The sequence below is a fragment of the Pseudarthrobacter sp. NPDC092202 genome, from assembly GCF_044755505.1.
Taxonomy (GTDB): Bacteria; Actinomycetota; Actinomycetes; order Actinomycetales; family Micrococcaceae; genus Arthrobacter.
The window spans coordinates 1-22296 of sequence record NZ_JBIVRG010000007.1 but is presented as its reverse complement, the minus strand read 5'-3'; the positions used below and the strand labels follow the sequence as shown (position 1 = coordinate 22296).

At 67.4% G+C, this 22296-nt stretch carries 16 protein-coding genes and 1 pseudogene; 6 read left to right on the top strand and 11 right to left on the bottom strand.

The window, feature by feature from the left end:
• Position 1: 1 nt before the first annotated feature.
• Positions 2-1534: a lysine--tRNA ligase gene (gene lysS, locus ACIQF4_RS12250; RefSeq protein WP_400515819.1), complete on the bottom strand. Its 1533-nt coding sequence runs from the start codon at positions 1532-1534 to the stop codon at positions 2-4.
• Positions 1535-1638: 104 nt separating this feature from the next.
• Here lysS and ACIQF4_RS12245 point away from each other — a divergent pair, with 104 nt between their 5' ends.
• Entirely contained in the window at positions 1639-2493 is an 855-nt protein-coding gene (locus ACIQF4_RS12245; protein ID WP_350001270.1) for an alpha/beta hydrolase, read from the top strand.
• Positions 2494-2583: 90 nt separating this feature from the next.
• On the opposite strand, the gene atzF is transcribed toward ACIQF4_RS12245, so the two are convergent.
• From atzF to ACIQF4_RS12220, 5 genes are read right to left on the bottom strand one after another with little or no spacing between them, the layout of a single operon-like run.
• Positions 2584-4440 (bottom strand): allophanate hydrolase, encoded by a 1857-nt coding sequence (atzF, locus tag ACIQF4_RS12240; protein WP_400515818.1) that lies wholly within the window; start codon positions 4438-4440, stop codon positions 2584-2586.
• Positions 4437-8198: an urea carboxylase gene (gene uca / locus ACIQF4_RS12235; RefSeq protein ID WP_400515817.1), complete on the bottom strand. Its 3762-nt coding sequence runs from the start codon at positions 8196-8198 to the stop codon at positions 4437-4439. The genes atzF and uca overlap by 4 nt, the downstream gene beginning before the upstream one ends.
• Positions 8195-8872, bottom strand: a complete 678-nt coding sequence (locus ACIQF4_RS12230; RefSeq protein WP_350001276.1) for an urea amidolyase associated protein UAAP2 — start codon at positions 8870-8872, stop codon at positions 8195-8197. Before ACIQF4_RS12230 ends, uca begins: the two co-directional genes overlap by 4 nt.
• Positions 8869-9744: an urea amidolyase associated protein UAAP1 gene (locus ACIQF4_RS12225; RefSeq protein WP_400515816.1), complete on the bottom strand. Its 876-nt coding sequence runs from the start codon at positions 9742-9744 to the stop codon at positions 8869-8871. Before ACIQF4_RS12225 ends, ACIQF4_RS12230 begins: the two co-directional genes overlap by 4 nt.
• 52 nt (positions 9745-9796) lie before the next feature.
• Entirely contained in the window at positions 9797-11299 is a 1503-nt protein-coding gene (locus tag ACIQF4_RS12220; protein ID WP_400515815.1) for an amino acid permease, read from the bottom strand.
• A gap of 223 nt (positions 11300-11522) precedes the next feature.
• Between ACIQF4_RS12220 and ACIQF4_RS12215 the strand changes: the two genes are divergently transcribed.
• Together ACIQF4_RS12215 and ACIQF4_RS12210 are read left to right on the top strand one after the other, a co-directional pair.
• Positions 11523-12194 carry a TetR/AcrR family transcriptional regulator gene (locus ACIQF4_RS12215; protein ID WP_400515814.1) on the top strand — a complete coding sequence of 224 codons (672 nt, stop codon included), beginning with the start codon at positions 11523-11525 and terminating at the stop codon, positions 12192-12194.
• A gap of 78 nt (positions 12195-12272) precedes the next feature.
• Positions 12273-13109, top strand: coding sequence for an alpha/beta fold hydrolase (locus ACIQF4_RS12210; RefSeq protein ID WP_400515813.1), 837 nt, complete (start codon positions 12273-12275; stop codon positions 13107-13109).
• 67 nt (positions 13110-13176) lie between these two features.
• Here ACIQF4_RS12210 and ACIQF4_RS12205 read toward each other — a convergent pair whose 3' ends face one another.
• The 5 genes from ACIQF4_RS12205 to ACIQF4_RS12185 form a co-directional block, all read right to left on the bottom strand.
• Positions 13177-14655 carry a DHA2 family efflux MFS transporter permease subunit gene (locus tag ACIQF4_RS12205; protein WP_400515812.1) on the bottom strand — a complete coding sequence of 493 codons (1479 nt, stop codon included), beginning with the start codon at positions 14653-14655 and terminating at the stop codon, positions 13177-13179.
• Between the two features lie 152 nt (positions 14656-14807).
• Positions 14808-15374 carry a type 1 glutamine amidotransferase domain-containing protein gene (locus tag ACIQF4_RS12200; protein ID WP_350001284.1) on the bottom strand — a complete coding sequence of 189 codons (567 nt, stop codon included), beginning with the start codon at positions 15372-15374 and terminating at the stop codon, positions 14808-14810.
• 138 nt (positions 15375-15512) lie between these two features.
• Complete coding sequence (locus ACIQF4_RS12195; protein WP_400515811.1) at positions 15513-16454, bottom strand: sugar ABC transporter permease; 942 nt, start codon at positions 16452-16454, stop codon at positions 15513-15515.
• Positions 16451-18055 (bottom strand): ABC transporter permease subunit, encoded by a 1605-nt coding sequence (locus ACIQF4_RS12190; RefSeq protein WP_400515810.1) that lies wholly within the window; start codon positions 18053-18055, stop codon positions 16451-16453. The genes ACIQF4_RS12195 and ACIQF4_RS12190 overlap by 4 nt, the downstream gene beginning before the upstream one ends.
• Before the next feature lie 8 nt (positions 18056-18063).
• The gene (locus ACIQF4_RS12185) at positions 18064-19404 is read right to left on the bottom strand and encodes an extracellular solute-binding protein (protein WP_400515809.1); all 1341 of its coding nucleotides are present in this window, start codon (positions 19402-19404) and stop codon (positions 18064-18066) included.
• Positions 19405-19623: 219 nt separating this feature from the next.
• On the opposite strand from ACIQF4_RS12185, the gene ACIQF4_RS12180 reads away from it, so the two are divergent.
• From ACIQF4_RS12180 to ACIQF4_RS12170, 3 genes and pseudogenes are all read left to right on the top strand, one after another.
• A complete protein-coding gene (locus ACIQF4_RS12180) occupies positions 19624-21384 on the top strand; it encodes an alpha-amylase family glycosyl hydrolase (RefSeq protein WP_400515808.1) in 1761 nt (586 codons plus the stop codon).
• Positions 21363-21440: pseudogene (locus ACIQF4_RS12175) on the top strand (LacI family DNA-binding transcriptional regulator); the annotation flags it as partial. The gene ACIQF4_RS12180 and the pseudogene ACIQF4_RS12175, both read left to right, overlap by 22 nt.
• Before the next feature lie 27 nt (positions 21441-21467).
• Entirely contained in the window at positions 21468-22226 is a 759-nt protein-coding gene (locus tag ACIQF4_RS12170) for a LacI family DNA-binding transcriptional regulator (protein ID WP_400579980.1), read from the top strand.
• Positions 22227-22296: the final 70 nt, after the last annotated feature.

Genomic DNA, 22296 nt, shown 5'->3' with positions numbered 1-22296 from the left:
GTCAGTGTCCTTCCGGCTTGAGGAGCGGGAAGAGGATGGTTTCGCGGATTCCGGCGCCGGTGAACAGCATGACCAGCCGGTCGATGCCCAGGCCGATTCCGCCCATGGGCGGAGCGCCGTACTCCAGCGCCCGCAGGAAGTCCTCGTCCAGCTGCATTGCCTCGTCATCACCGGCGGCGGCGTGGCGTGACTGCTCGGTGAGCCTTTCGCGCTGGATGACGGGGTCGATCAGCTCGGAGAAGGCCGTGCCGCGTTCCATGCCGCCGATGATGAGGTCCCAGGCCTCGATCAGCCGGCCGTCCTCCCGGTGCGGGCGGGCCAGCGGCTGGGCCGACGGCGGGTAGTCGTACACGAACGTGGGGTTCAGCAGCGTTGGTTCCACGATTTCGCCGAACAGTTCAACGGCCAGCTTCTCGGCGTCCCACTTCGGGTCCACCTTGACCTCGTGCTTGTCGGCGATGTCGCGAAGCACCCCGAGCGGCGTCTCCGGCGTCACTTCCTGGCCGACGGCGTCGGAAAGGCCCGGGTAGACGGCAAGCCATGCCCAATCGCCGTCGAGGTTAATCTCCCCCGCCTCGGTCTGGAGGACGCGTCCGGCACCCACGGCGTCGGCGGCGTCGAGGATGATCTCCTTGATGCGTTCGGCCATGACGAACTGGTCCGCCCACGCCTCGTAGCACTCAAGGGTGGTGAACTCGGGGCTGTGGGTGGAGTCCACGCCCTCGTTGCGGAACACGCGGCCCATGTCGTAGACGCGGTCGATTCCGCCCACCACGGCGCGCTTAAGGTACAGCTCGGTGGCGATGCGCAGGGTCATCTTCTGGTCGAAGGCGTTCATATGGGTCTCGAACGGGCGCGCCAGGGCACCGCCATGGACCAGGTTCAGGATGGGGGTTTCCACCTCCACGTAGCGGTGGCGGAAAAGCGTTTCACGGATGGAGCGGGTGATGGCTGCGCGGGTGTAGACCATTTCGCGGGCTTCATCGCGGACCATCAGGTCCACGTAGCGCTGGCGGACGCGGGTCTCCTCGTTCAGCTCGGCGTGCAGCACCGGCAGCGGGCGGAGGGCCTTGGAGGCCATGGACCAGGATTCCGCCATGACCGATAGCTCGCCGCGGCGGGAGGAGATGACCTCGCCCTTGATGAACACGTGGTCCCCGAGGTCTACCAGCGCTTTCCAGTCGGCGAGCGCCTCCTCACCCACGTTGGCCAGGCTGAGCATAGCCTGCAGCCGGGTGCCCTTGCCGTCGGTTCCGCCCTCCTGGAGGGTGGCGAAGCACAGCTTTCCGGTGTTGCGGACAAAGACGACGCGTCCGGTGACGCCCACGATGTCTCCGGTGGTGTCGTCCGCCTCAAGGTGGGCGTACTTTTCGCGGACCTCGGCGAGGGAATGCGTCCGTTCCACACCTACCGGGTACGCCTCGGCGCCGCGCTCAAGAAGTTTGGCCCGCTTCTCCATGCGGATCCGCATCTGCTCGCTGGCGTCGAGGGGCTCTGGGGCGTTCTTGGGCGCGGGGGTGTTTTGGGAAGTCACAATCCCCAAGTTTACCGGGATTTCGGGTAGGCCGGGTCCGGGCGCAACCCGCCCGGTCCCCGGCGCGCCCGGGACGGCAGTGCAGTCCCGCCTAGGATGGGGTGGTGAAAGAACAGGTACTTCCAACGCACGACGGCGGCCGGCTGGCTTTGTACAGCTACGGCACCGAGGATGCGCCGGGAGAGCGCCGCGTGCTGGTGATCGGGGGCGCCTTCCTGACTGCCCTGATCTACCGGCCGTTTTCCGAGGCGCTGGCAAACGGCCTGGGCGAAGGATGGGCCGTGGACGTGTACGACCGCCGGGGCCGCGGCAGCTCCTCCGGGCAGCCCGCCGACTACTCCATGGCCACCGAGATCGCGGACGTCCGCACCGTCCTGGATGCCACCGGAGCCCGGAACATCCTGGGCCACAGCCTGGGCGGTTCGGTGGCGTTGAACGCCGTCCAGGAGTTCACCGGAACCGCCTATGTGCCGGACAAGCTGGCGGTGTACGATCCCGCCGTCAATATCGACGGCAGCATCGACACCGGCTGGCTGGACGGGTTCGAGGACGCCGTGAACAACGGCAGGGTGGGGCATGCCCTGGCCCACATGAAGAAGGCCACGAGCGCCGGCTCGGCGATGTCCAAGATCCCCGAGCCTGTCCTTGCCGGGCTGATGGCCGTGCTGTCCAGGACCAAGGTCAACAAGATGTTCCGCGAGGTCATGCCCAGCGGCGTGGGCGAGCTGCGGGCTGCCTACAAGGAGGCGGACCATGCCAGGGACTTCAGCGTGCTTCCCGCCAACACCCACTTCATGGCGGGCGGCAAGAGCCCCAGCTACTACAAGGCAACAGCCGAGCGCCTGCACGCCGCCGTCCCCGGCAGCACGTACGAGCTCTCGCCCAAAGGCTTCCACGGTTCCATCCCGGCCGCCGTTGATGAACTGGTGACAGACATCTCGGAGTATTTCAAGGGCTAGGCACGGCCCCCGGGCCGAGTTTTCGTCCAGATATGCAGGGTTAAAGTGCCTTGAAGCCTGCATATCTGGACAAAAACTCCTGTGGCGGGGTCAGGTGCGCTCTCCCCTGCTGAAGCCGGCCAGGGCCGCGTCCCCCAGGTCCTGCCAGATGCTCCTGGACTGGCCTCCCCCGGTGCGGTCCGCCAGCCAGTCGCCGTAGCGGGTGATGTCCTCCCCGCCGGCAGCAGCCACGGCGTCGCAGGCAAATCCCACAGCCTTTGACCCGTCTGCCAGCTCAATGGATCCGAGCAGCATGGGTTCGGGCAGGGCAGCCAGGAATGCGCCCAGCCCTGCCGGGGACAGCAGCCACCGCTCACCCACCAGTTCTGCGCCGTCGTCCGAGCGGTACACTCCCGGCTTGGGCGGCACGGTGTCCAGGGACACCATGCGGTAGCGGGCCGCGGTCAGCACCGGGCCGTCCCAGGCGGCGCCCAGTTCTTCCAGCTGCGGCGCCAGCGGCTGGCCCTTGCGGTGCGCGCCCACCACAACGAGCGGCACGGCCTTGGCACCTGCGGCCAGCGGCCACGGAACGGACGACGACGGATTGGCAGCTTCGTGCGCCGGCGCCGCTCCCCCGGCAAAAAGCGCCGGAAAATCCGGGGTTGACTCCAGCCGGCGCGCAATATCGGCGGCAACGGCGTCGTCGAAAGTCCGGCCCACCACGGTCAGGCCGAACTGAGCGCCGTCCACGTCACCGGCCGGCACCGCTACCGCGCACAGGTCGAACAGGTTGCAGAAGTTCGTGTAGGTCCCCATCAGCGAGTTCACGCCCACCGGATCCGCGGCCACCTCGGCAAGGGTGGGGTGCAACGGGGCGGTGGGGATCAGCAGCGCATCACACCCTTCCAGCTGGGCCATCGCCCTGTCCTTCAGCGCTTCCAGCCTGGCCGTATCAGCCACGTACCGGTGGGCAGACACTTTGCCCGCGGCCCGGATGATGCCCTCCACGGTGGGGTCGATGCCCGCCGGAGTGCCAGCGCCGCCGTCGCGCTTTTCAAGGAATCCGCCGTCAAGGAATGCGCCGACGGCGGCGTAGCGCTCAGCCACAAGCCCGCCGTCGTACAGCAGCCGGGCAGCGTCGAGGAAGGCATCGAATTCGATGGCTTCAGCTTCCACGCCCAGCTCCCGCAGCCGGTGGATGTTCCGGTGGAACTCCGCGGCCCAGGATGCGGGCAGCGCCGGAAGGCTTGCCGGGTACGCAACACGTGGCCGCTCCGGCGCAGCCAGCCGGATACTCGCCGGCCACGGCCGCGCACCTCCAGCCATGACCCCCATGGCGAGTTCTGCCGTAGACAGATGGCGGGCAAAGATGGTGACGGCATCCCAGGACCGGCAGGCCGGCACCACCCCGGCCGTGGACACCACGTGCAGCGTCGGCTTGATGCCCACGATTCCCTGCAGCCCGGCGGGCACCCGGCCCGAGCCGGCGGTGTCCGTCCCGATCGCTATGTCCACCAGGCCCAGTGCCACGGCAACCGCGGAGCCGGAGCTGGAACCGCCGGAAATGAAGTCCGGGCGGCGGGAATCGCGGACCGCACCGTGCGGGCTCCGTGTGCCGACGAGCCCGGTGGCGAACTGGTCCAGGTTGGTGGCGCCCAGGACCAGGGCGCCGGCAGCACGCAGCCGGGCCACTGCTTCCGCGTCCTGTTCCGGCGTGTACGCAAAGCCGGGGCAGGCCGCCGTGGTGGGGATGCCCGCCACGTCAACATTGTTCTTGACGGCGAGCAGGAGCCCGGCGAGCGGCAGGTCCGCACCGCCTGCAGCGGCGGTGTCGATCGCAGCGGCTTCGGCGAGGAGCTCGTCCGCCCCGCGGAGGGTGATCCAGATTTCCGGCCGGTCCACCGCGTCCACGGCGGCGAGGGCGGCCCGGACCCGCGTGGCGGCCTTGCCGGTGGTTGTGCTGGTCATACTGCTGCCTCTTCCAGTTCCTGTGCTTCGATGACGGCCCCGGTTTCCGCGTCCACCGTGCCGAGGACCACCACGGCCTCACCCGCAACAACCTGCGAGCCCGCGGCCGGCAGGACCCGCACCACCACGCCGTCGCATGGCGCTTCGAGCACGGTTTCCATCTTCATCGCCTCAAGGGACACCAGCGGCTGGCCCTGCACCACCCGGTCCCCTTCCTTGACATCGACCTTCCAGACGCTCGCCGCGAAGGGCGCGGCCACGAGTGACCCGCCGTCCGGAACCGCCACTTCATCCACAACCGGTGACACAACAGCGGCAAGAGCGTCAGCGCGGTCAAACTCGCCGGCATCGGCCCACGCCTGCCGTTCCACGGCGAACGCCGCGCCCTGTGTCTCACGGAACGCCGTGATGGATTCGCGGTTTTCCTCGAGGAACACCTCATGCTCGGCCAGCGAGAAGGTGCCGTCCGCGATCTCGACGCCGCGGCCCCTTCCAGCGGCCATGTCCGCGCGCAGGTCCAGGAGCTCCTCGGGGCTGACCGGGTACCAGGAGATGCGGTCGAAGAAGCGCAGGAGCCACGGCGAACCGGGTTCGAACGGGGCGGAGTCCGCGTAGCGCGACCACACCTGGGTGGTGCGGCCAACAAACTGGTAGCCGCCGGGGCCTTCCATGCCGTAGATGCACATGTACGCGCCACCAATGCCCACCGCGTTCTCGGGTGTCCAGGTGCGGGCCGGGTTGTACTTGGTGGTGACCAGCCGGTGGCGGGGATCCAGCGGCGTTGCAACGGGGGCGCCCAGGTAGACGTCGCCCAGGCCGAGGACCAGGTATTCGGCGTTGAAGACGGTGTCGAACACGTCGTTGACCGAATCCAGGCCGTTGATCCGCCGGATGAACTCGATGTTCCAGGGGCACCAGGGGGCATCGTCCCGGACACCGGCCATGTAGCGTTCAATAGCTTCCCGGGTGGCGGGGTCGTCCCAGGACAGCGGTAGGTGCACGGTGCGGCTGGGAACCACCAGCTCCGAGCTCGCCGGCAGGGCTGCCTCGATTTCCTGGACGAGTCCCAGCAGCTTCTTCGTGGACAGGACCGACGGGTTAACCTTGATCTGGAGGGAGCGGATTCCCGGGGTCAGGTCCACGATCCCGGGCAGTCGGAGCTGCTCAAGGTGCTGGTGCAGGGCGTGCACCCTGGCACGGAGGCCAAGGTCCAGGACCATCTCCCCGTATTCCACCAGCAGGTTGTCATCACCGGAGCGCCGGTAGGTGACCGCAGGCCTTCCGGGACCTTCCGGCACCCGGCCCAGGACGCCGTCGTCGCCGTCACCCCGCGCCGTACGTTCGGGACGGCCGGCGGCGGGCGCAGGTGCGGCCGCTGGAAGGCTTGTTGAGAAGTTGCCTGACCACCCGTCGTCGCCCGGCAGGACCAGCTGGCGGCCCGGGCCAAGATCCGTGGCCGACGGCGCCTGGCTGACGCGGACGGGAACGAACCGTACCTTGTCGCCTGGCCGGAGCTGCCCGAGCTTCCAGCGGTCGGCGGTCACCACGGTCACCGGGCAGACGAACCCGCCCAGGCTGGGTCCGTCCGGACCGAGCAGGATGGGGGTGTCACCCGTGAAATCCAGCGCACCAACTGAATAGGCGGTGTCGTGGATGTTGGACGGATGCAGGCCGGCCTCGCCGCCGTCGGTACGTGCCCAGCGCGGCTTGGGGCCGATGAGCCGCACGCCGGTGCGGGCGGAGTTGAAGTGGACCTCGTACTCGGACGCATAGAGCTCGTCGATGTCCTCGCGGCGGAAGAACTCGGGGGCACCGTGCGGCCCTTCCGTCACGGCAAGTTCCCAGGTTGAGGCCAGGGCGGGCCGGCTGTCCAGGGGAACTGCCGCCGTCGCCATTTTTTCGCTAACGCCGCCAGCGGCCGGTGCTGCTGCGCGGAGGACGTCTCCGGCGCGCAGCACGCGCCCGGCATGGCCGCCGAACTGGCCCAGGGTGAACGTGGAGGCGCTGCCCAGGTACTGCGGGATGTCCAGGCCGCCCTGGAACAGGATGTAGCCGCGGAGCCCGGCGCCGGAGGCCGTGCCGGCGTCGAGCGTTCCGCCCGCCGGGACGGTCACGGGCGTCCACGCGGGCACCTCTTTCCCGTCGACGGTGACCGTTACTTCGGCGCCGGTGACGCAGACAGTGGTGGCGTGCGTGAAGGTCAGGGAGGGCCCGGTCATGGTGAACTCCAGGCCCGGGGCGCCTTCGGGGTTGCCCAGGGCGGTGTTGCCGAGCCGGAAGGACAAGTCATCCATGGGCCCGCTCGGCGGCACGCCGATCTGCCACAGGCCGGTCCGGCCGGGCCAGTCCTGGACGCTGGTCTGGAGGCCGGGGCGGCCCACGGTGATGCGGGGTTCGGGGTCCCCCACGTTGTCCAGCGTGCTGGTGGAGTGCTGCACGGTGCGGACCACGTCCAGTCCCGTGGCCGCGCGGAGCATCCCCAGGTTGGTCTCGATCCCGTCGATCCGGGTGCCGGCGAGCGCGGCTGCCAGCCGGTCGAAGGCCTCAGTGCGGGATTGGCCGGAGGTGATGATCTTGCCTAGGAGGGGATCGTAGTTGGTTGACACTTCGGTGCCTGTTTCCGCCCAGGCGTCCACGCGCACATCGGCGGAGGCGGGGTAGACGGCGTTGGTCACTGTGCCTGCGCTGGGCTGGAAGCCGCGGGCCGGGTCCTCGGCATAGACGCGCGCCTCAACGGCGTGGCCCGAAACGGGCAGGCTGTCCGGCCGGTCCGCCAGGACCGACGCCGCTTCGGGGCCGCCCTGGGCCAGGCGGAGCATCCACTCCACCAGGTCCACGCCGGTGACTGCCTCGGTGACGGGGTGCTCCACCTGCAGCCGGGCGTTGACCTCCAGGAAGGATGCCTCCTGGCGGGCGGTGTCGTAGACGAACTCCACGGTCCCGGCGGAGCGGTAGTTAAGGGACGCGCACAGGGCACGGGAGCTGCGGTGCAGTTCCTCGCGCAGCCCGTCCGGCAGGTCCGGGGCGGGCGCCTCCTCGAGGACCTTCTGGTGGCGGCGCTGGAGGGAGCAGTCCCTGTCGCCCAGGCTGACCACCCGGCCTTCGCCGTCGCCGAACACCTGGACCTCGATGTGGCGGGCGTTCTCCACGTACCGTTCGGCGAAGACGCCGGCGGTGCCGAAACTGGCACCGGCCAGGCGGGCCACGCGGGGAAAGCTCTCCGCGAGTTCGGCCTCGTCGCGGCAGACCGTCATGCCGATGCCCCCGCCGCCGCCGGTGGCCTTGAGCATCAGCGGAAAGCCAATAGTGGCGGCCGCAGCAACGGCGTCGTCAACGTCCGCCAGCAGGCCGGATCCGGCGATCATCGGCACTCCGGCGGCTTTGGCGGCATCGCGTGCCGTGTGCTTGGTGCCGAAGATGCGCAGCTGTTCGGCGGTGGGCCCCACGAACACCAGTCCGGCTGCCTCAACGGCTTCGGCAAACGCGGCATCCTCGGAAAGGAATCCATAGCCGGGGTGGATGGCACCGGCCCCGGCGGACCTGGCCGCGGCCAGCAGGGCGTCCACGCGAAGGTAGGACTCCTTGGCCGGGGCCGGCCCCAGGAGCACGGCTTCGTCGGCCAGCCGGACGTGTTTGGCGCCCCGGTCCGCTTCGGAGAATACGGCAACGGTCCGCAGTCCCAGCTTCCTGGCGGACTCGATGATGCGGCAGGCGATCTCGCCGCGGTTGGCAACTAAAAGGGTGTCGAAAGTATTCACAGTGCAGCCTCCGGCCGGGTGACAATCATGCGGACAGGGGTGGGGTTGAAGCCGTTGCACGGGTTGTTGATCTGCGGGCAGTTGGACACCAGGACCAGGGTGTCCACCTCCGCCTTGAGCGCCACGCGCTTTCCGGGAGCGGACAGGCCGTCCACAATGCCCAGGGCGCCGTCCGGGTCCACGGGCACGTTCATGAACCAGTTGATGTTGGAGACCAGGTCCCGCTTCCCGAGGCCCCAGCGGGAGCCCTCGATCAGGAAGTTCTCCACGCAGGCGTGCTGTTCGCGGGTGTGCTGCCCGTAGCGCAGGGTGTTGGATTCCTGCGAGCAGGCGCCGCCGATGGTGTCGTGCACGCCCACCTCGTCAGCCACCACAGTCATCAGCGGTGCGCCTGATTCTGCCCGCAGGACCGACCCCGTGGTGAGGACGATCGACTGCTGCCGGGCGATGGTGGCGGCTGCCGAGTAGCGCACGGTGGTGTCCCCGGCTGCATAGAGCAGGCAGTCCACGGCCTGGTTGCCTTCCAGGTCCACAATGGTCAGCACGTCCCCGGCGGCCACGACGGCGGACCAGGGACCGCGTGCCTCGACGTATTCGTCAAGGACCACGTCTCCGGGGGCGAGGGCTGTCCGGCGGGCATCAGCGGCAGGAGCGGCGGAGGTGGCGGTTTTCATCGGGCGTTCCTTGCGGTGAGATCGTGTTCGGTGTTCTGCAGTGCCTGCAGGTGTTCAGGGGGCAGGGCTCCGGTGAGGGTGCCCGCTGCGAGGGCCGCGAGGTCCTGCGGCGCGTGCCAGGCAACAATGTCCACTGCGGCCCCGGTGAAGTCCGGGCGGGGGTCCAGCGGGTGTGCGGTGTTGGCCAGCACCAGGACTGCGTCCATCTGGAGCAGGAGTTCGACGGCGGCTCCCGGGCCTGCGCTTCCGGTGAAGGCAATGCTGCCGGCAGGGTCCACGGTGATGCCTTTGAAGAAGGACAACGACGGCGCCACATCGGCGGGCCCCAGTCCGCTCTTGAGTGCGCCAAGGGTGAGCAGCTCGCGGGCCGCGGGAGATGCGCTGTGGGCGGTTCCGGCACCGTACCGGGCCGCGTTGCCTTCCAGGGTGGTGGCACCGGTCAGGGCGTCGTGCCGGGAGGAGGTGTCCGCCACGATGGTGGCCATCAGGCGCCCGGCATCGGACAGGAGCGGGTGGCCCATGCCCGGGTAGGCCTGCCAGGGGGCCTTGACGGTGTCCGCCACGTTGAGCCGCTCGTGGAGGGCTCCGGCGCGGTAGAGGAGGGTGTGCACGCAGGCGTCACCGGAGGTGTCGGTGAGCCTGATCCGGGTGCCCCGGGCCAGGGACATCGTGGTGTAGCGTCCAAAGGCGAGGGATTCAGCCCAAGTAGGGGACGCGCCGTCGGGCAGTCCTTCCGTCAGGCGCGCCGGGGCCGTGGAAGCGGGCACGAAACGCATGGTCTCCACGGTCCTGCCGTGCTGCTCCCGGGCGTGGGCGCGGGCGCCTGCGGTGGTGGCGGTGCCGGTGGCCGGGCTTTCGGTTACTTGTGTCATGTCGATCCTGTGCTGGTTCTGGAGAAGGGCTGTTGAACTGTTCGGGACTGGCTCAGGCGCTGGCCGCGAGGTTCCGGCGCCGCACCCAGATGCCCAGGAGCAGGACCACGGTGACCATCAGCGGTGCCGAGTAGAGCAGGATCCCGTTTTCACCGGAGGGGTCGTAGACCTCGGGCCGCGGCCAGGCGAGGTTGACCACCATCACGGCACCGTAGAGGACGGCGAGGAGGTTCACGGGGAGGCCCCAGCGGCCCAGGGAGAAGAGGCCGGCCGGCAGGGTCTGCCCCACCCGGTTCCAGTCGCCGCGGAGGCGGTTAATGAGCTGCGGCACGGTGACCAGGAGATAGGCGAGGTAGACCATCACGATGCAGACGCTGCAAAGGGTGGTGAAGAGTGCCGCGTTCCCCACATTGATGGCGAGGACGCCCACGGCCAGGGCCCCGATGACGATGGACGGCCACATGGGGGTGCCGCGGGTGGGGTGGACGGAGGAGAGCAGCGCGGATGCGGGGAGCTTGCCGTCCCGTGCCATGGAGAACACCAGGCGGGAACCGGCGGTCTGGATGGCAAGAGTGCAGACGAAGATGGCGATGGCGACGTCCACCAGCAGCACCTTGCCCCAGAAGGTGCCCAGGACGGCGGTGAGGACGTAGGGCAGGCCTTCGGTGGCGAGGCGGCCGTCGTCGAGGCTGGGTGCTGCCATCAGGGCCGTGATGATCATGAGCGCCCCGCCGATGCCCGAAATGAGAAGCGCCGAAAGAATGGTCCGCGGGGCCGTGCGGCGGGGGTCCTTGGTTTCTTCCGAGAGTTCGCCGGCGGAGTTGAAGCCCACCATCACGTAGGCGGCCATCAGGCCCGAGACCAGGAAGGCCCCCACTGCGCCGAGGTCCGATGTGTGGAGGACCGTGGTGTCCGCAACCACTCCCGGTCCGCGCTGGGCGGCGCTGATGAGGGCAAGGATTACGGCCACGACGCCGACGATTTCGCAGGTGACGCCGACCGAGTTTACGTAGGCCATGAGCTTGACGCCGAGCGAGTTGATGATGGTGGTGGCCACCAGGAGGACTGCTCCAAGGATCACGGCGTTGGCGGCGCCGGTAACGGTGTTCAGTGCGGGATCACCGCCCACCACCTGGAAGCCGTCCCACAGCTGGGGCAGCACCACCTGCAGGGCGATGGCAGCGGCCGCGGCGGTCACCACCTGGGCAATGGCCATGAACCATCCTGCGAACCAGCCCACCCCTTCCCCGCCCACCCGGCGGGCCCACTGGTACACGGCCCCGGACAGCGGGTAGCGGGCAGCGAGCTCCGCGAAGTTCAGGGCCACCAGCAGCTGGCCAATGAGGACCACCGGCCAGGTCCAGAAGAACGCGGGACCGGCAAACGAGTAGCCGAACGCGAAGAGCTGGAAAATAGTGGTCAGGATGGACACAAAGGAAAAGCCGGCCGCGAAGGAGGCGTAGCGGCCGAGTTTGCGGTGGAGGGTGGGCTGGTAGCCCAGGGACGTCAGGTCCGCATCGTCCGCATGGACGGTGGGAAGAACGGTTGAAGTCATCAGATTCTCCGGGGGGCTGGAATGCGTGGCGGGGGCCGCCGGTACTGCAGCACTCGGCCGAAAGCTGCGGAATACCGGTCACTTGATAGTTTTCCAGCGGGATGTCCCCGGGGAGTTTCACCCCTGTAAAAGGCGGATAGACATCTTGTTTCGGCAGTATTTCCAATCCCTCACCACGGATCCAGGCGCCGCATCCGTGGTGAGGCAATGCAAGAATGATGCGGTGACTTCAGCCGGACCGGGACGCCCTCGCAGCCAACAGCCCTCCAGGCCAGGGGCCACAGCCCGGGACGAAATCCTTGACGCAGCCGCTGAGCTGTTCACCACGCAGGGGTTCGCCACCACGTCCACGCGGTCCATAGCGGATGCCGTGGGAATCAGGCAGTCCTCGCTCTACCACCACTTCAAGACCAAGGACGACATCCTTGAGGACCTGCTGGAGGGCACCGTCCTGGCAGGGCTGGAGTTTGCCCGGGCGGTGGCCGCCCTGCCGCCAGCCAAAGGAGAGGCAGCAAGCCGCCTTCACGCCGTCGCCCTCTACGACGGAACGCAACTGTGCAGCACCCGCTGGAACCTCGGAATCCTCTACCACCTGCCCGAAGCGCGCAGCGGCCGCTTTACCCGGTTCCTGGCCGACCGGCAGGAACTGCGCAACCTGTACCGGGAGCTGGGCGCAGCCCTGCCCCCCGCCGTCACAGCGCCCAACTGGCAGTCCAGCCCGGGAGACCTGGCGTTCCGCCTGGTGGAATCGCTGATCAATCTCCGGGCGGACGGGATGGCAACCCCGGAATCGCCGCTGCAGGCTGCGGACGCGGGACTGATCCTGTGCGGGCTGGACGCAGACCTGCCTGCCATCCGGGAACAGGGCGCGGCGCTCATCGCACGCCTCGGCTGACCGCGGCCGGCTGCAGCCACTGTTCTCCCGGAGCGCAGCGTGGTGCCTGCAATCAGGTTGCTCAGCTAGGCTCGGAACATGACGCGTGAGAACATCAGGACCCCCGACGGCGGCACGCTGGAGCTCTTCTCCACGGGTGCCGAACTCGCTTCCGCCGGTTCGGGCGTTGTTATTGTCCCGCCTTCCATGGTGACTGCTGCGGATTACACCAGGTTCGCGCAGAAGCTCAGCGCCGCGCTGGGCCGGCCGGTGCACACGTTCAACAGGCGCGGCCGCGGTTCGTCGTCGCCCCAGCCGGAGGATTACACGCTGGACGTGGACATCCGCGATCTGCAGACGGTCATGAAACATACGTCCAGCACGGATGTGTTCGGCCACAGCTTCGGCGGCGCCGTTGCGCTGCACGCAGCCCGGACGCTGCCCGTTGAGCGGCTGGCCGTGTACGATCCCGCCGTCTCCGTGAACCACAGCGTCAAGGCGGACTGGACGGCGGAGTACGAGCGTGCCGCCGCTGCCGGCGACGACGACCGCGCACTGGCCGTGCTGCAGCGCGGGCTTGAAGCCGGCGGCGCGTTTTCGTCCCGCATGCCGCTCTCCATGCTGACCCTGGCCAACAAGCTCACGGCCGGCACCTCGGAGGGCAAGCAGCAGCGGGAGATGATGCGCACCGGCGTCCGCGAGATCAAAGCGATCATTGCCGCGGACATGCCGGCCGAGCCGTTCCTGGCGCTGCCGCTGGAGACACTGATTGTGGTGGGCGAGAAGAGCCCGGCGTACTTCGGGATTGCCTGCGGCCAGATCCACGACGTGCTCTCCGGCTCCAGCTACACCATCCTCCCCGGCCACGGCCACGACGGCGTCATCAAGGCCCCGGACAAGCTGATCAAGGAACTCGCCGACTTCTACGCCGGCTGACCCCATCCAAGTAGCAGCAGATGTCCGTTTGACGGCTCATTCCGGCATCTGCTGCTACCCAGTTTGGTCAGTGGGCCGCGTGGGCCGGGACGGCACCTTCGGTCTTGCGCATCATGGCGGAGAGTACGACGGCGGCAAGGGAGATCACGGTTGCCGTCATGAAGGCTGCGCTCATCCCCGCGACGAGTCCCGATGACGCGGACACCACAGCGAAAATGGACACCAGCAGCGCGGTGCCGGCGGCGCCGGCCACCTGCTGGGTGGTGCTCATGATGGCCGAGCCGTGGGAGTAAAGGTGCGGCGGCAGCGGGTTCAGGCCGGTGGTGAACGCCGGGGTGAACAGCAGCGCCAGGCCGAAACTCAGCCCCACGTGCAGGGTGACGATCCATGCCACGGACGTGCCGGCGTCGAGCATTGAAAACTGCCAGAGGGACAGCACCATCAGGACGGACCCGGTGGTGGTGAGCGGCAGCGGCCCCACCTTGTCGAACAGGCGGCCGATGACCGGCCCCAGCAGGCCCATGGCCAGGCCGCCGGGGAGCAGCGCCAGGCCCGTTTCGAGGGCGCCAAGGCCGCGCACTTCCTGCAGGTAGAGCGGGAGCAGGATGACGCCGCCAAACAGGGCCATCATGGCCACCACCATCAGCAGCACGGAGACCGTGAACATCCGGAAGTTGAACGCGCGAAGGTCCAGCAGCGGGGCTTCGGCCTTCTGAAGCCGCACCTGCCGCAGGACGAAGACCGCGAGGCTGGCCACACCGATCACCAGGGCGGCAACAGCTGTGGTTCCGGGGCCGGCCTGGCCGCCGTGGCCGCCGCCAATCTGGCTGAGGCCATAGACCAGCCCGCCGAAGGCAGGGACGGTGAGGACCACGGACAGCGCGTCGAGCCTGGTTCGTTCCGTTTCGCCGATGTTGGTCAGGTACTTTGCGCCGATCGCCAGGGCCGCAAGGGCAACGGGAAGGACGAACACGAACATGAAGCGCCATGTGAAGTGCTCCAGGATCAGCCCGGAGACGGTGGGACCCATGGCCGGAGCGACGGAGATGGCGATGCTGACATTGCCCATCACGGCCCCGCGTTTGGCCAGCGGGACAAGGGTGAGGATGGTGGTCATCAGCAGCGGCAGCATGATTGCGGTGCCGCCTGCCTGGATGATGCGGGCCAGCAGCAGCAGCTCGAACCCGGGGGCCACGGCGGCGAGGGCAGTACCACTGGCGAAGAGGCCCATGGCCAGCATGAAGACGGCCCGGGTGGACAGGGTTTGCAGGATAAAACCGGTGGTGGGGATGACCACGGCCATGGTGAGCATGAAGCCGGTGGAGAGCCACTGGACGGTGGGCGCATCCACCTGCAGGTCCACCATGAGCCGCTGCAGGGCAACGTTCATGATGGTCTCGTTGAGGATTACCACGAACGTGGCCACCAACAGCGTGCTGATGATGGTCACCGATTCGCGGGACATCTTCTCCGGCGCGGCGGCGGGCCTGGATCCTTCGGTGTTGACGGACTGGCCGCTTGCGTTCGGCGAGACTTCGGTAGACATGGGTGTTCCCTCAGGGAGTGTTTTGAGTGGTGCGCGGGGATGGCCGCTGCAGATGCCAACACTCTACCGGTTGGACTAATTCCCGGCACCGGAACATTTCTAAAACCCTGAGGGAACACCTGGGGGCTGCGCTGCCGGCAGCCCCCGCAGTTTTAGGCCGTCTGGCCGGCGTGCCGGCCTTCCGAGATTTCCTCCACCAGCTTGCTGTTGAAAGCGGGGAGATCGTCAGGGTTGCGGCTGGTCACCAGACCCTGGTCCACCACCACTTCCTCATCGGACCAGTTGGCGCCCGCGTTCTTCAGGTCGGTCGCCAGGGTGTGGTAGGACGTGACGTTCCTTCCCGTCAGGACACCGGCTTCGATGAGGAGCCAGGGGCCGTGGCAGATGGAAGCCACCGGCTTGTGCTGCTCGAAGAAGCTCCGGGTGAAGCTCTGGGCGTCCTTGTCCACGCGCAGATGGTCGGCGTTGACGACGCCGCCGGGAAGGACCAGGGCGTCGTAGTCGGAGGCATTTGCCTCCGCGACGGTGAGGTCGACGCTGAACGTGTCACCTTTTTCAGTGCCGTTGTACCCCTGCAGCTTTCCGCTCTTGGGTGCCACCAGGGTGGGCTGGCCGCCGGCGTCCTTCACTGCCTGCCAGGGACTGGTGAGCTCAACCTGCTCCACGCCGTCCGTCAGCAGGAATGCGACCTTCTTGCCTGCGATGCTGTGTTCTGACATTTTCTCCTCCTGGCCTGGGCCGGGCCGGCACCTGTTAACTGGCGCCGGCCGCGGCCCGAGAGTTTTGCTTGCCGGACAACTTCCAGCCTAAGAAGAAGAAAAGTCATAAGCAAGCTGACTATTCCGGGCTGCCCTCCCCTATTTGACGGACCCGGCCGTGAGTCCACCCACAATGAACTTCTGCAGGTAAAGGAACAGGAGGAGCACCGGCAGCGCGATCATCACCGATCCGGCGGCGAAGACGCCGAGGTTGTTGCTGCGGTCGCCTGCGATGATGCCGAACATGCCAACTGCCAGTGTCTTGACGCCGTTGTCCGTCAGGAAGATGCTCGCCAGGATGTACTCGCCAATGACGGCCACGAACGCCAGCAGTCCGGTCACGGCCAGCACCGGTGTGATCAGCGGGAGGATCACACTGGTGAACGTCCGGAAGTGTCCCGCCCCGTCGATCCGTGCCGCCTCGTCGAGCTCATGCGGAATGGAATCGAAGAAGCCCTTGATGAGCCAGACCTGCCCCAGCGCCCCGCCCATGAGCACCAGTGCATAGCCGGCCAGGGTGTTCAGCCCGATGGCCGGCACCACCTCGCCGAACTTCGCGATCATGAGGAACAGGGCCACGATGGCCAGGAACTGCGGGAACATCTGGACCAGGAGCAGCGCCAGCAGGCCGCCGCGGCGCCCGTAGAAGCGGAAGCGGGAGAACGCGTAGGCTGCAAGCGTGCTCAGCAGGACCTGCGCCACGGAAACCACAGTGCAAAGGACCAGCGTGTTCAGGTACCAGGTTCCATACGGCCCCTTGGAGCCGCCCAGCAGGGTCTCGAAGTTGACCAGGCTGAACGTGGTAGGAACCAGTTCCGTGGTGGCCACGCTGCCCAGCGGGTTGAACGCCGCGGAAATGATGTAGAGCACGGGGAACCCGGCAAAGGCGACGCCCGCCAGGCCCACCATGTGCCGCCAGCCCACTTCCCGCCACCACCGCCTGCCGCGGGGCAGCTCAAGCCCGTCCTTGCGGACCAGCATGTTGGTCCGGCGCGGCGGTGCACCTTTTTCTGCCGGTGCTTCCGTGAGCAGGTTGGTCATCGCACATCCTCCAAGGCTTTGGTGTAGCGGAACTGGATGCCTGCGAGCACTGCCGTGACAATGAACAGGACTACGGAGATTGCCGAGGCGAAACCGAACTCGGCGCCGGCACCGCCGAACGCGATGCGATAGGCGCCGCTGATCAGAATGTCGGTGGCGCCGATCTGACCGCCGCCGGCAGGGAAGGGACCGCCTCCGGTGACCAGCTGGATGACGTTGAAGTTGTTGAAGTTGAATGCGAACGAGGACACCAGCAGCGGCGCAACGGCCACCAGCAGCAGCGGGAACTGGACCCTGGTGAAGGTGGTCCAGGAGCCGGCGCCGTCGATTTTTGCCGCCTCTGCGATGTCCTGCGGCAGCGCCTGCAGCGCACCTGTGGCAATCAGGAACATGTAGGGGAAGCCCACCCAAAGATTCGTCAGCAGCACGGCCACCTTGGCCAGGAAAGGATCGCCCAGCCAGTCGATCTTGGCTCCGCCGAGCATTGAATTGATGAGCCCGAAGTCCTTGTTGTAGAAGCTCTGCCACACGATGAAGGAGATGAACACCGGGATGGCGTAGGGAACAATGATGACGGCCCGGTAGAGCTTGAGTCCGCGGATGCGGGGGTCATTGAGGGCGCTGGCCAGGAGGAGTCCGACGACGAAGGTGGTGGCCACCGAGCCGACGGCGAAGACGAGCGTCCACACGAAGGAGCCCAGGAGGGCGTCACGGACCTGGGGGTCGGTAAAGAGCCGGACGTAGTTGGCAAAGCCGACGTTCTTTTCCCAGCTCTGGTCGAATCCCTTGCTACCGCTGGCATCGGCAAAGTATTCCCGGTCTCCGAACTGCTGGACGGTGAAGACCTTCCCGGAAACCGCATCGGCGATGCTGTCCGTTCCGGCGTCGTAGGTCAAGGTCTGGACCCCCTCAAAGGCACGGTTGATGCCCTGTGCGCGGATGGCGCCCTTGTCCGTGGGAACGGTCAGTCCGCTGATCTTCGCCCCGGCGGCGTTGACTTCCTTGCCGGTGAGGATCTGGTACCCGTCCACAGCGCGGACGTAGCCGCCGTCGACCGTCACGTCCTCCGCGGCAAGCGGGCGCAGTCCCTGCCCGTCACCGGCAAAAACATCGTTCGACGGTGTCTCCACCAGGAAGAACGTGAAGGGGCCATCGGCGGCGGACCCTTCGGTGCCCACCGTGAGGTTGAAGGTCCTGGATTCGGGCAGCTGGGTCACGGAGTTCCGGACGATGGTGGATACCGCGTCCTCCTTGGACCCCCGGGTCCCGTCGCCTGAGTTGGTGAAGGAAAGCTGCACGGTGGAAAGAATCGGCAGGAGGACGAAGACCGTGAGGAGCAGGGTGCCCGGCAGCAGGTACTTCAGCGGCACCAGGCGTTTCGTGGAATAGACGGCCAGAAGCCCGGCCGCGCCGGCCCACAGTCCGATGAGCATGCCCCACTCGCCGCCGGCAATCAGCAGCGGCGTCAGGGACACAGCGGTCCCAAGCACGGCGCCAAGCCCAAGGATCTTGGCCAGCAGTGCGGGGACCGACGCGGTGGAGCCCAGCGAAAGTCCGGACCCCACCGCCTTCCCCGAGGTGTTCTTGGTTCGGGTGGTCATCGCCGGTGTTACTTCAGCGCACCGGCGATTGTCTGGCCGGCCTGCTCCATGGTGGCCGCGGGGTCTGCGCCACCGGCGATGGCGGCCTCCGCCTGGCCCAGCGGTGCCCACACGGCAGCCATCTGGGGCAGCGAAGGCATGGGGATGCCTGCGGCCGCGGCATCGGCGGCGATCTTGGTGTCCGGGTCGGTCTTCGCCACTTCCTCCACCAGGGATGCGATCGCCGGCGGGATGCGGACTGCCTCATACAGGGCGCGCTGGGTTTCCTTCTGCGATGCGGCCGTCTGGACAAAGGTTTCGGCGAAGGACTTGTTCTTGCCCTTGGACGCGACGTAGAACGACTGCACGCCGGTGAAGGGCTGGGCGGGCTGCATGCCGGCGAAGCCCGGAACGGCGCTCAGGCCGTAGTCAATCCCGGCTTTCTTCACGTCGCCAAGAGCCCAGGGGCCGTTCACCATGAAGGCTGTCTTGCCCTGGTTGAACAGCGCAATGGAGTTGTCGGCGCTGACGGAGCTGCTGAGGATTTTGGAGCCCTTTTCGCCCAGCTCAGCGATCTTTTGGGCAGCTGCGATGGAGCCCTCCTTGCCAACCCCGAGGTCAGCGGTGTCAAAGCTGCCATCGGCCTTTTTGCCGAAGAGGTAGCCGCCGGCGGAGGAGTAGAGCGGCTGCATGAAGTAGGCGTCGCCCTTGGGGCCCACCTGCAGGTTCAGCGCCCGTTCGGCCGCCCCGGCGGCAACAGCGGCATTGCCGGCGGTGAGCAGCTCCTCGAAGGAAGCCGGCGCCTCGGGGGCAAGTGCCTTGTTGCGGATGAGCACCAGGGATTCCACGGAAGCGGGCATGCCGTAGGTCTGGCCGTTGTAAGTGACGGCGTCCGTGGCGACAGGCAGGAGGTCCGCTTTCTGCTCAGCCGTGATCTGGACGGGATCGATGGCGCCGTTCTGGACCAGGTTGCCGATCCAGTCGTGGGCTCCCATCACAATGTCCGGGCCGTTGCCTGATGCGTTGGCCGTGACGAAGTTGGTCTGCAGTTCGGTGGCCACGGTCTGGACTTCCACCGTGATGCCGTTCTCCTCGCCGAACTTGTCCGCGATGGGCTGCAGCGCCTGGACCACGGGGCCGTTGGCCCAGATGACGAGGTCGGCTTCCCCGCGTGCGGGTGCCTCGCCGGAGGCGGATTCTCCCGCCCGCGGGGCAGCTGCCGCACTTTCGGAGGCAGCGCCTGATGCGTCTCCTGCCGGGGCCTGTCCGCCGGAGCAGCCTGAGGCGAGAAGCATCAGGGAGACGGCGGCCGCCGTCGTGAGTGAAAGCCTGGCCTTGCGGACCAAGGGCTTGGTAAGAGCTGTGCGCACCGATGCGCCTCCTTCATGAATTGGGCAACTGCCCGGTGTAAGAAAATGCCCGCCCTGCGGAGATACCGGCTGTAAGGCGCCTATCCCGGCGGTGAGACAAGTCACAACTGTAAGCGATTCCAATTAGAACGTCCACACGCTCTGCGAATTAAAGAATTCCCTCCAAATGTTGAGTGGAAGCCGTTCCATTTTTCGTGGAAGGACGGCTAACATAACCGGATGACCAACACACTCATGCTCGACGAGTCCGACGTCTCCGCCCTCCAACTGGTGCCGGTCCACCCCGCCGACCACGGCACGGAATGGTGGCGGTCCTCGGTGATTTACCAGATCTACCCCCGCTCGTTCCGGGACCTCAACGGCGACGGCGAAGGCGACCTGCCCGGCATCACGGCCGAGCTGCACCAGCTGGCAGCGCTGGACGTCGACGCCGTGTGGCTCTCACCCTTCTACGTTTCGCCGCAACGGGACGGCGGGTATGACGTCGCTGATTACTGCGATGTCGATCCCGTCTTCGGCACCCTGGACGACTTCGATGCGCTGGTGGCCCGGGCAGATTCGCTGGGCATCCGGGTGATCATCGACCTCGTGCCGAACCATTGCTCTTCCGACCATGCCCTGTTCCAGGCCGCGCTCCAGGCAGGGCCGGGCAGCCCTGAACGGGAGATGTTCATTTTCCGGGACGGCCGCGGGGAGTTTGGGGAGCTGCCGCCCAACAACTGGCAGTCGCACTTCGGCGGCCCGGCCTGGACCCGCATCACCGAGCCCTCCGGTGAACCCGGGCAGTGGTACGTGCACCTTTTCGATTACTCCCAGCCGGACTTCAACTGGGACAACCCTGCCGTGCACGCCGAGTTCGAACGCGTCCTACGCTTCTGGCTCCAGCGCGGCGTTGCCGGCTTCCGGGTGGACGTGGCGCACGCCCTGGTCAAGGCCGATGGCCTGCCGGACTGGCACGGCAGGCCCGACGGCGTCAGTACCGACGACTTCCCGGGCCACCTTGCGCCGATGTTCGGGCAGCCGGAGATCCATGACATCTACCGCAGGTGGCGCGAGGTCCTGGCCGAGTTCGACGGCGACCGCATCCTTTGCGCCGAAGCCAGCATCGATCCCCTGTCCCGGCTGACTAACTGGGTCCTGCCGGACCAGATGCACCAGGCGTTCAACTTCGCCTACCTTGGCACCCCGTGGGACCCGGCCCGGCTGCGTGCCGTGATCGAGAGCTCCCTGCGGATGTTCGATTCGGTCGGGGCGCCCACCACCTGGGTCCTTTCAAACCACGACGTCGTCCGGCACGCAACGCGCTTCGGCATGGTGGAGCCCGCAGCCCGCCCCGGCGACGGCCTGGGCGCCGAAGATGTCCAGCCTGACGCGGAACTGGGCCTGCGGCGCGCCGCCGCGGCTTCGATGCTCATGCTCGCCCTGCCCGGTGGCGTGTACCTGTACCAGGGTGAAGAGCTGGGCCTGCCCGATCACACCACCATGGACCACGCGTTCCGACAGGACCCCTCGTTCCGGCGCACCGCGGGAGAACGCATCGGCCGGGACGGCTGCCGGGTGCCCCTGCCCTGGGAGGCGGACGCGCCGGCATTCGGCTTCAACAGCACAGGCGAGTCCTGGCTGCCGCAGCCGGAAGAATGGGCCGCGCTGTCCCGGGACGTGCAGGACCGGGACGGGACCTCCGTCCTGTCGCTGTACCGCCGGGCCCTGGGGCTCCGCCGCGACCTGAAGCTCGGCGCCGGTTCCCTGGACTGGCTTGAAGGGTCCTCGGCCTCGGACTGCGTGACGTTCGTGAACAACGGAGTGCTGGTGATGATGAACATGGGCGAGGCGCCGGTTGACCTGCCCGGCCTGGAGATCCTGCTCAGCACGGATGGGGACGCTGCCGCCCAGCGTAAACTGGGTCCTGCGCAGTGCATCTGGCTGCGCATGGGGCCAAGCGGAGCATCAGAGGGTCAGTGGCAGGAATCAGGGATGTAGCACGTTTGGCGGGTGTTTCGCAGGCGACGGCGTCGCGGGCTTTGAGCGGGAAGGGCAGTGTGTCCGCCCGGGCAAGGGAGGCCGTGACCGCCGCCGCCAGCGAACTCGGCTTTGTCATGTCCTACCACGCCTCCAGCCTGGCGAGCGGGCGCAGCCACAACATTGGAGTGGTCCTCCCCTTCGTCAACAGGTGGTACTTTGCCACGCTGCTCGAGGGCGCCAATTCAGCCCTGATGGACGCCGGCTACGACCTCACCCTCTACGACTTCCAGGGCGACCGCTACCGGGAGTCCGTGCTGGGGGACTTCCTCCTGCGCAAGAGGCTCGACGGCGTCCTGGCCGTCTCTCTCCAGCTCAACGCCCACGAGACCGAACAGATCCTGGCCGCCGGGATTCCGGTGGTGGGCGTGGGCGGTCCGCTGCCTGAAATCCCCACTCTCCGGATCGATGACGTGGAGGTGGGCCGCCGCGCCACCAACCACCTGATCAGCCTGGGGCACTCACGGGTGGCGCACCTCGGCGGCGAGCACGAGTATGGCAGGAACTTCGAGATCTCCAGCGGCCGCCGCGCCGGCTACGAGGAAGCGATGGCGGAGGCGGGCCTGCCCCTGCGCGAGGCGTGGTCCCTCATTTCCGACTACTCGGCGAACGATGCGTACAAGGAGACGAAGCAGCTGCTGGCGGATGCGGAGGAACGGCCCACCGCCATCTTCTGCGCCTCCGACGAGATGGCGTTCGGCGCAATGCTGGCGGCACGTGACCTCGGGTTGCGGATTCCCGAGGAGCTGTCCGTCATCGGGGTGGACGGCCACGAAATGGGCTCTTCGGAATCAAGGGTGTAGCGAGGGTCTGAAACCTCCGGCCTCGAGCAGGCTCCTGGCTGTGTAGTTCGCGAGGTTGCGGAAGCCGAGC

Bases quoted from the DNA above. Each gene is read 5' to 3' on its own strand.
- ACIQF4_RS12210 (WP_400515813.1), top strand. From the start codon at position 12,273: ATGACGCGTGAGAACATCAGGACCCCCGACGGCGGCACGCTGGAGCTC.
- ACIQF4_RS12230 (WP_350001276.1), bottom strand. From the start codon at position 8,872: ATGAAAACCGCCACCTCCGCCGCTCCTGCCGCTGATGCCCGCCGGACA.
- ACIQF4_RS12180 (WP_400515808.1), top strand. From the start codon at position 19,624: ATGACCAACACACTCATGCTCGACGAGTCCGACGTCTCCGCCCTCCAA.
- ACIQF4_RS12220 (WP_400515815.1), bottom strand. From the start codon at position 11,299: ATGACTTCAACCGTTCTTCCCACCGTCCATGCGGACGATGCGGACCTG.
- ACIQF4_RS12205 (WP_400515812.1), bottom strand. From the start codon at position 14,655: ATGTCTACCGAAGTCTCGCCGAACGCAAGCGGCCAGTCCGTCAACACC.
- ACIQF4_RS12190 (WP_400515810.1), bottom strand. From the start codon at position 18,055: ATGACCACCCGAACCAAGAACACCTCGGGGAAGGCGGTGGGGTCCGGA.
- atzF (WP_400515818.1), bottom strand. From the start codon at position 4,440: ATGACCAGCACAACCACCGGCAAGGCCGCCACGCGGGTCCGGGCCGCC.
- ACIQF4_RS12195 (WP_400515811.1), bottom strand. From the start codon at position 16,454: ATGACCAACCTGCTCACGGAAGCACCGGCAGAAAAAGGTGCACCGCCG.
- ACIQF4_RS12200 (WP_350001284.1), bottom strand. From the start codon at position 15,374: ATGTCAGAACACAGCATCGCAGGCAAGAAGGTCGCATTCCTGCTGACG.
- ACIQF4_RS12225 (WP_400515816.1), bottom strand. From the start codon at position 9,744: ATGACACAAGTAACCGAAAGCCCGGCCACCGGCACCGCCACCACCGCA.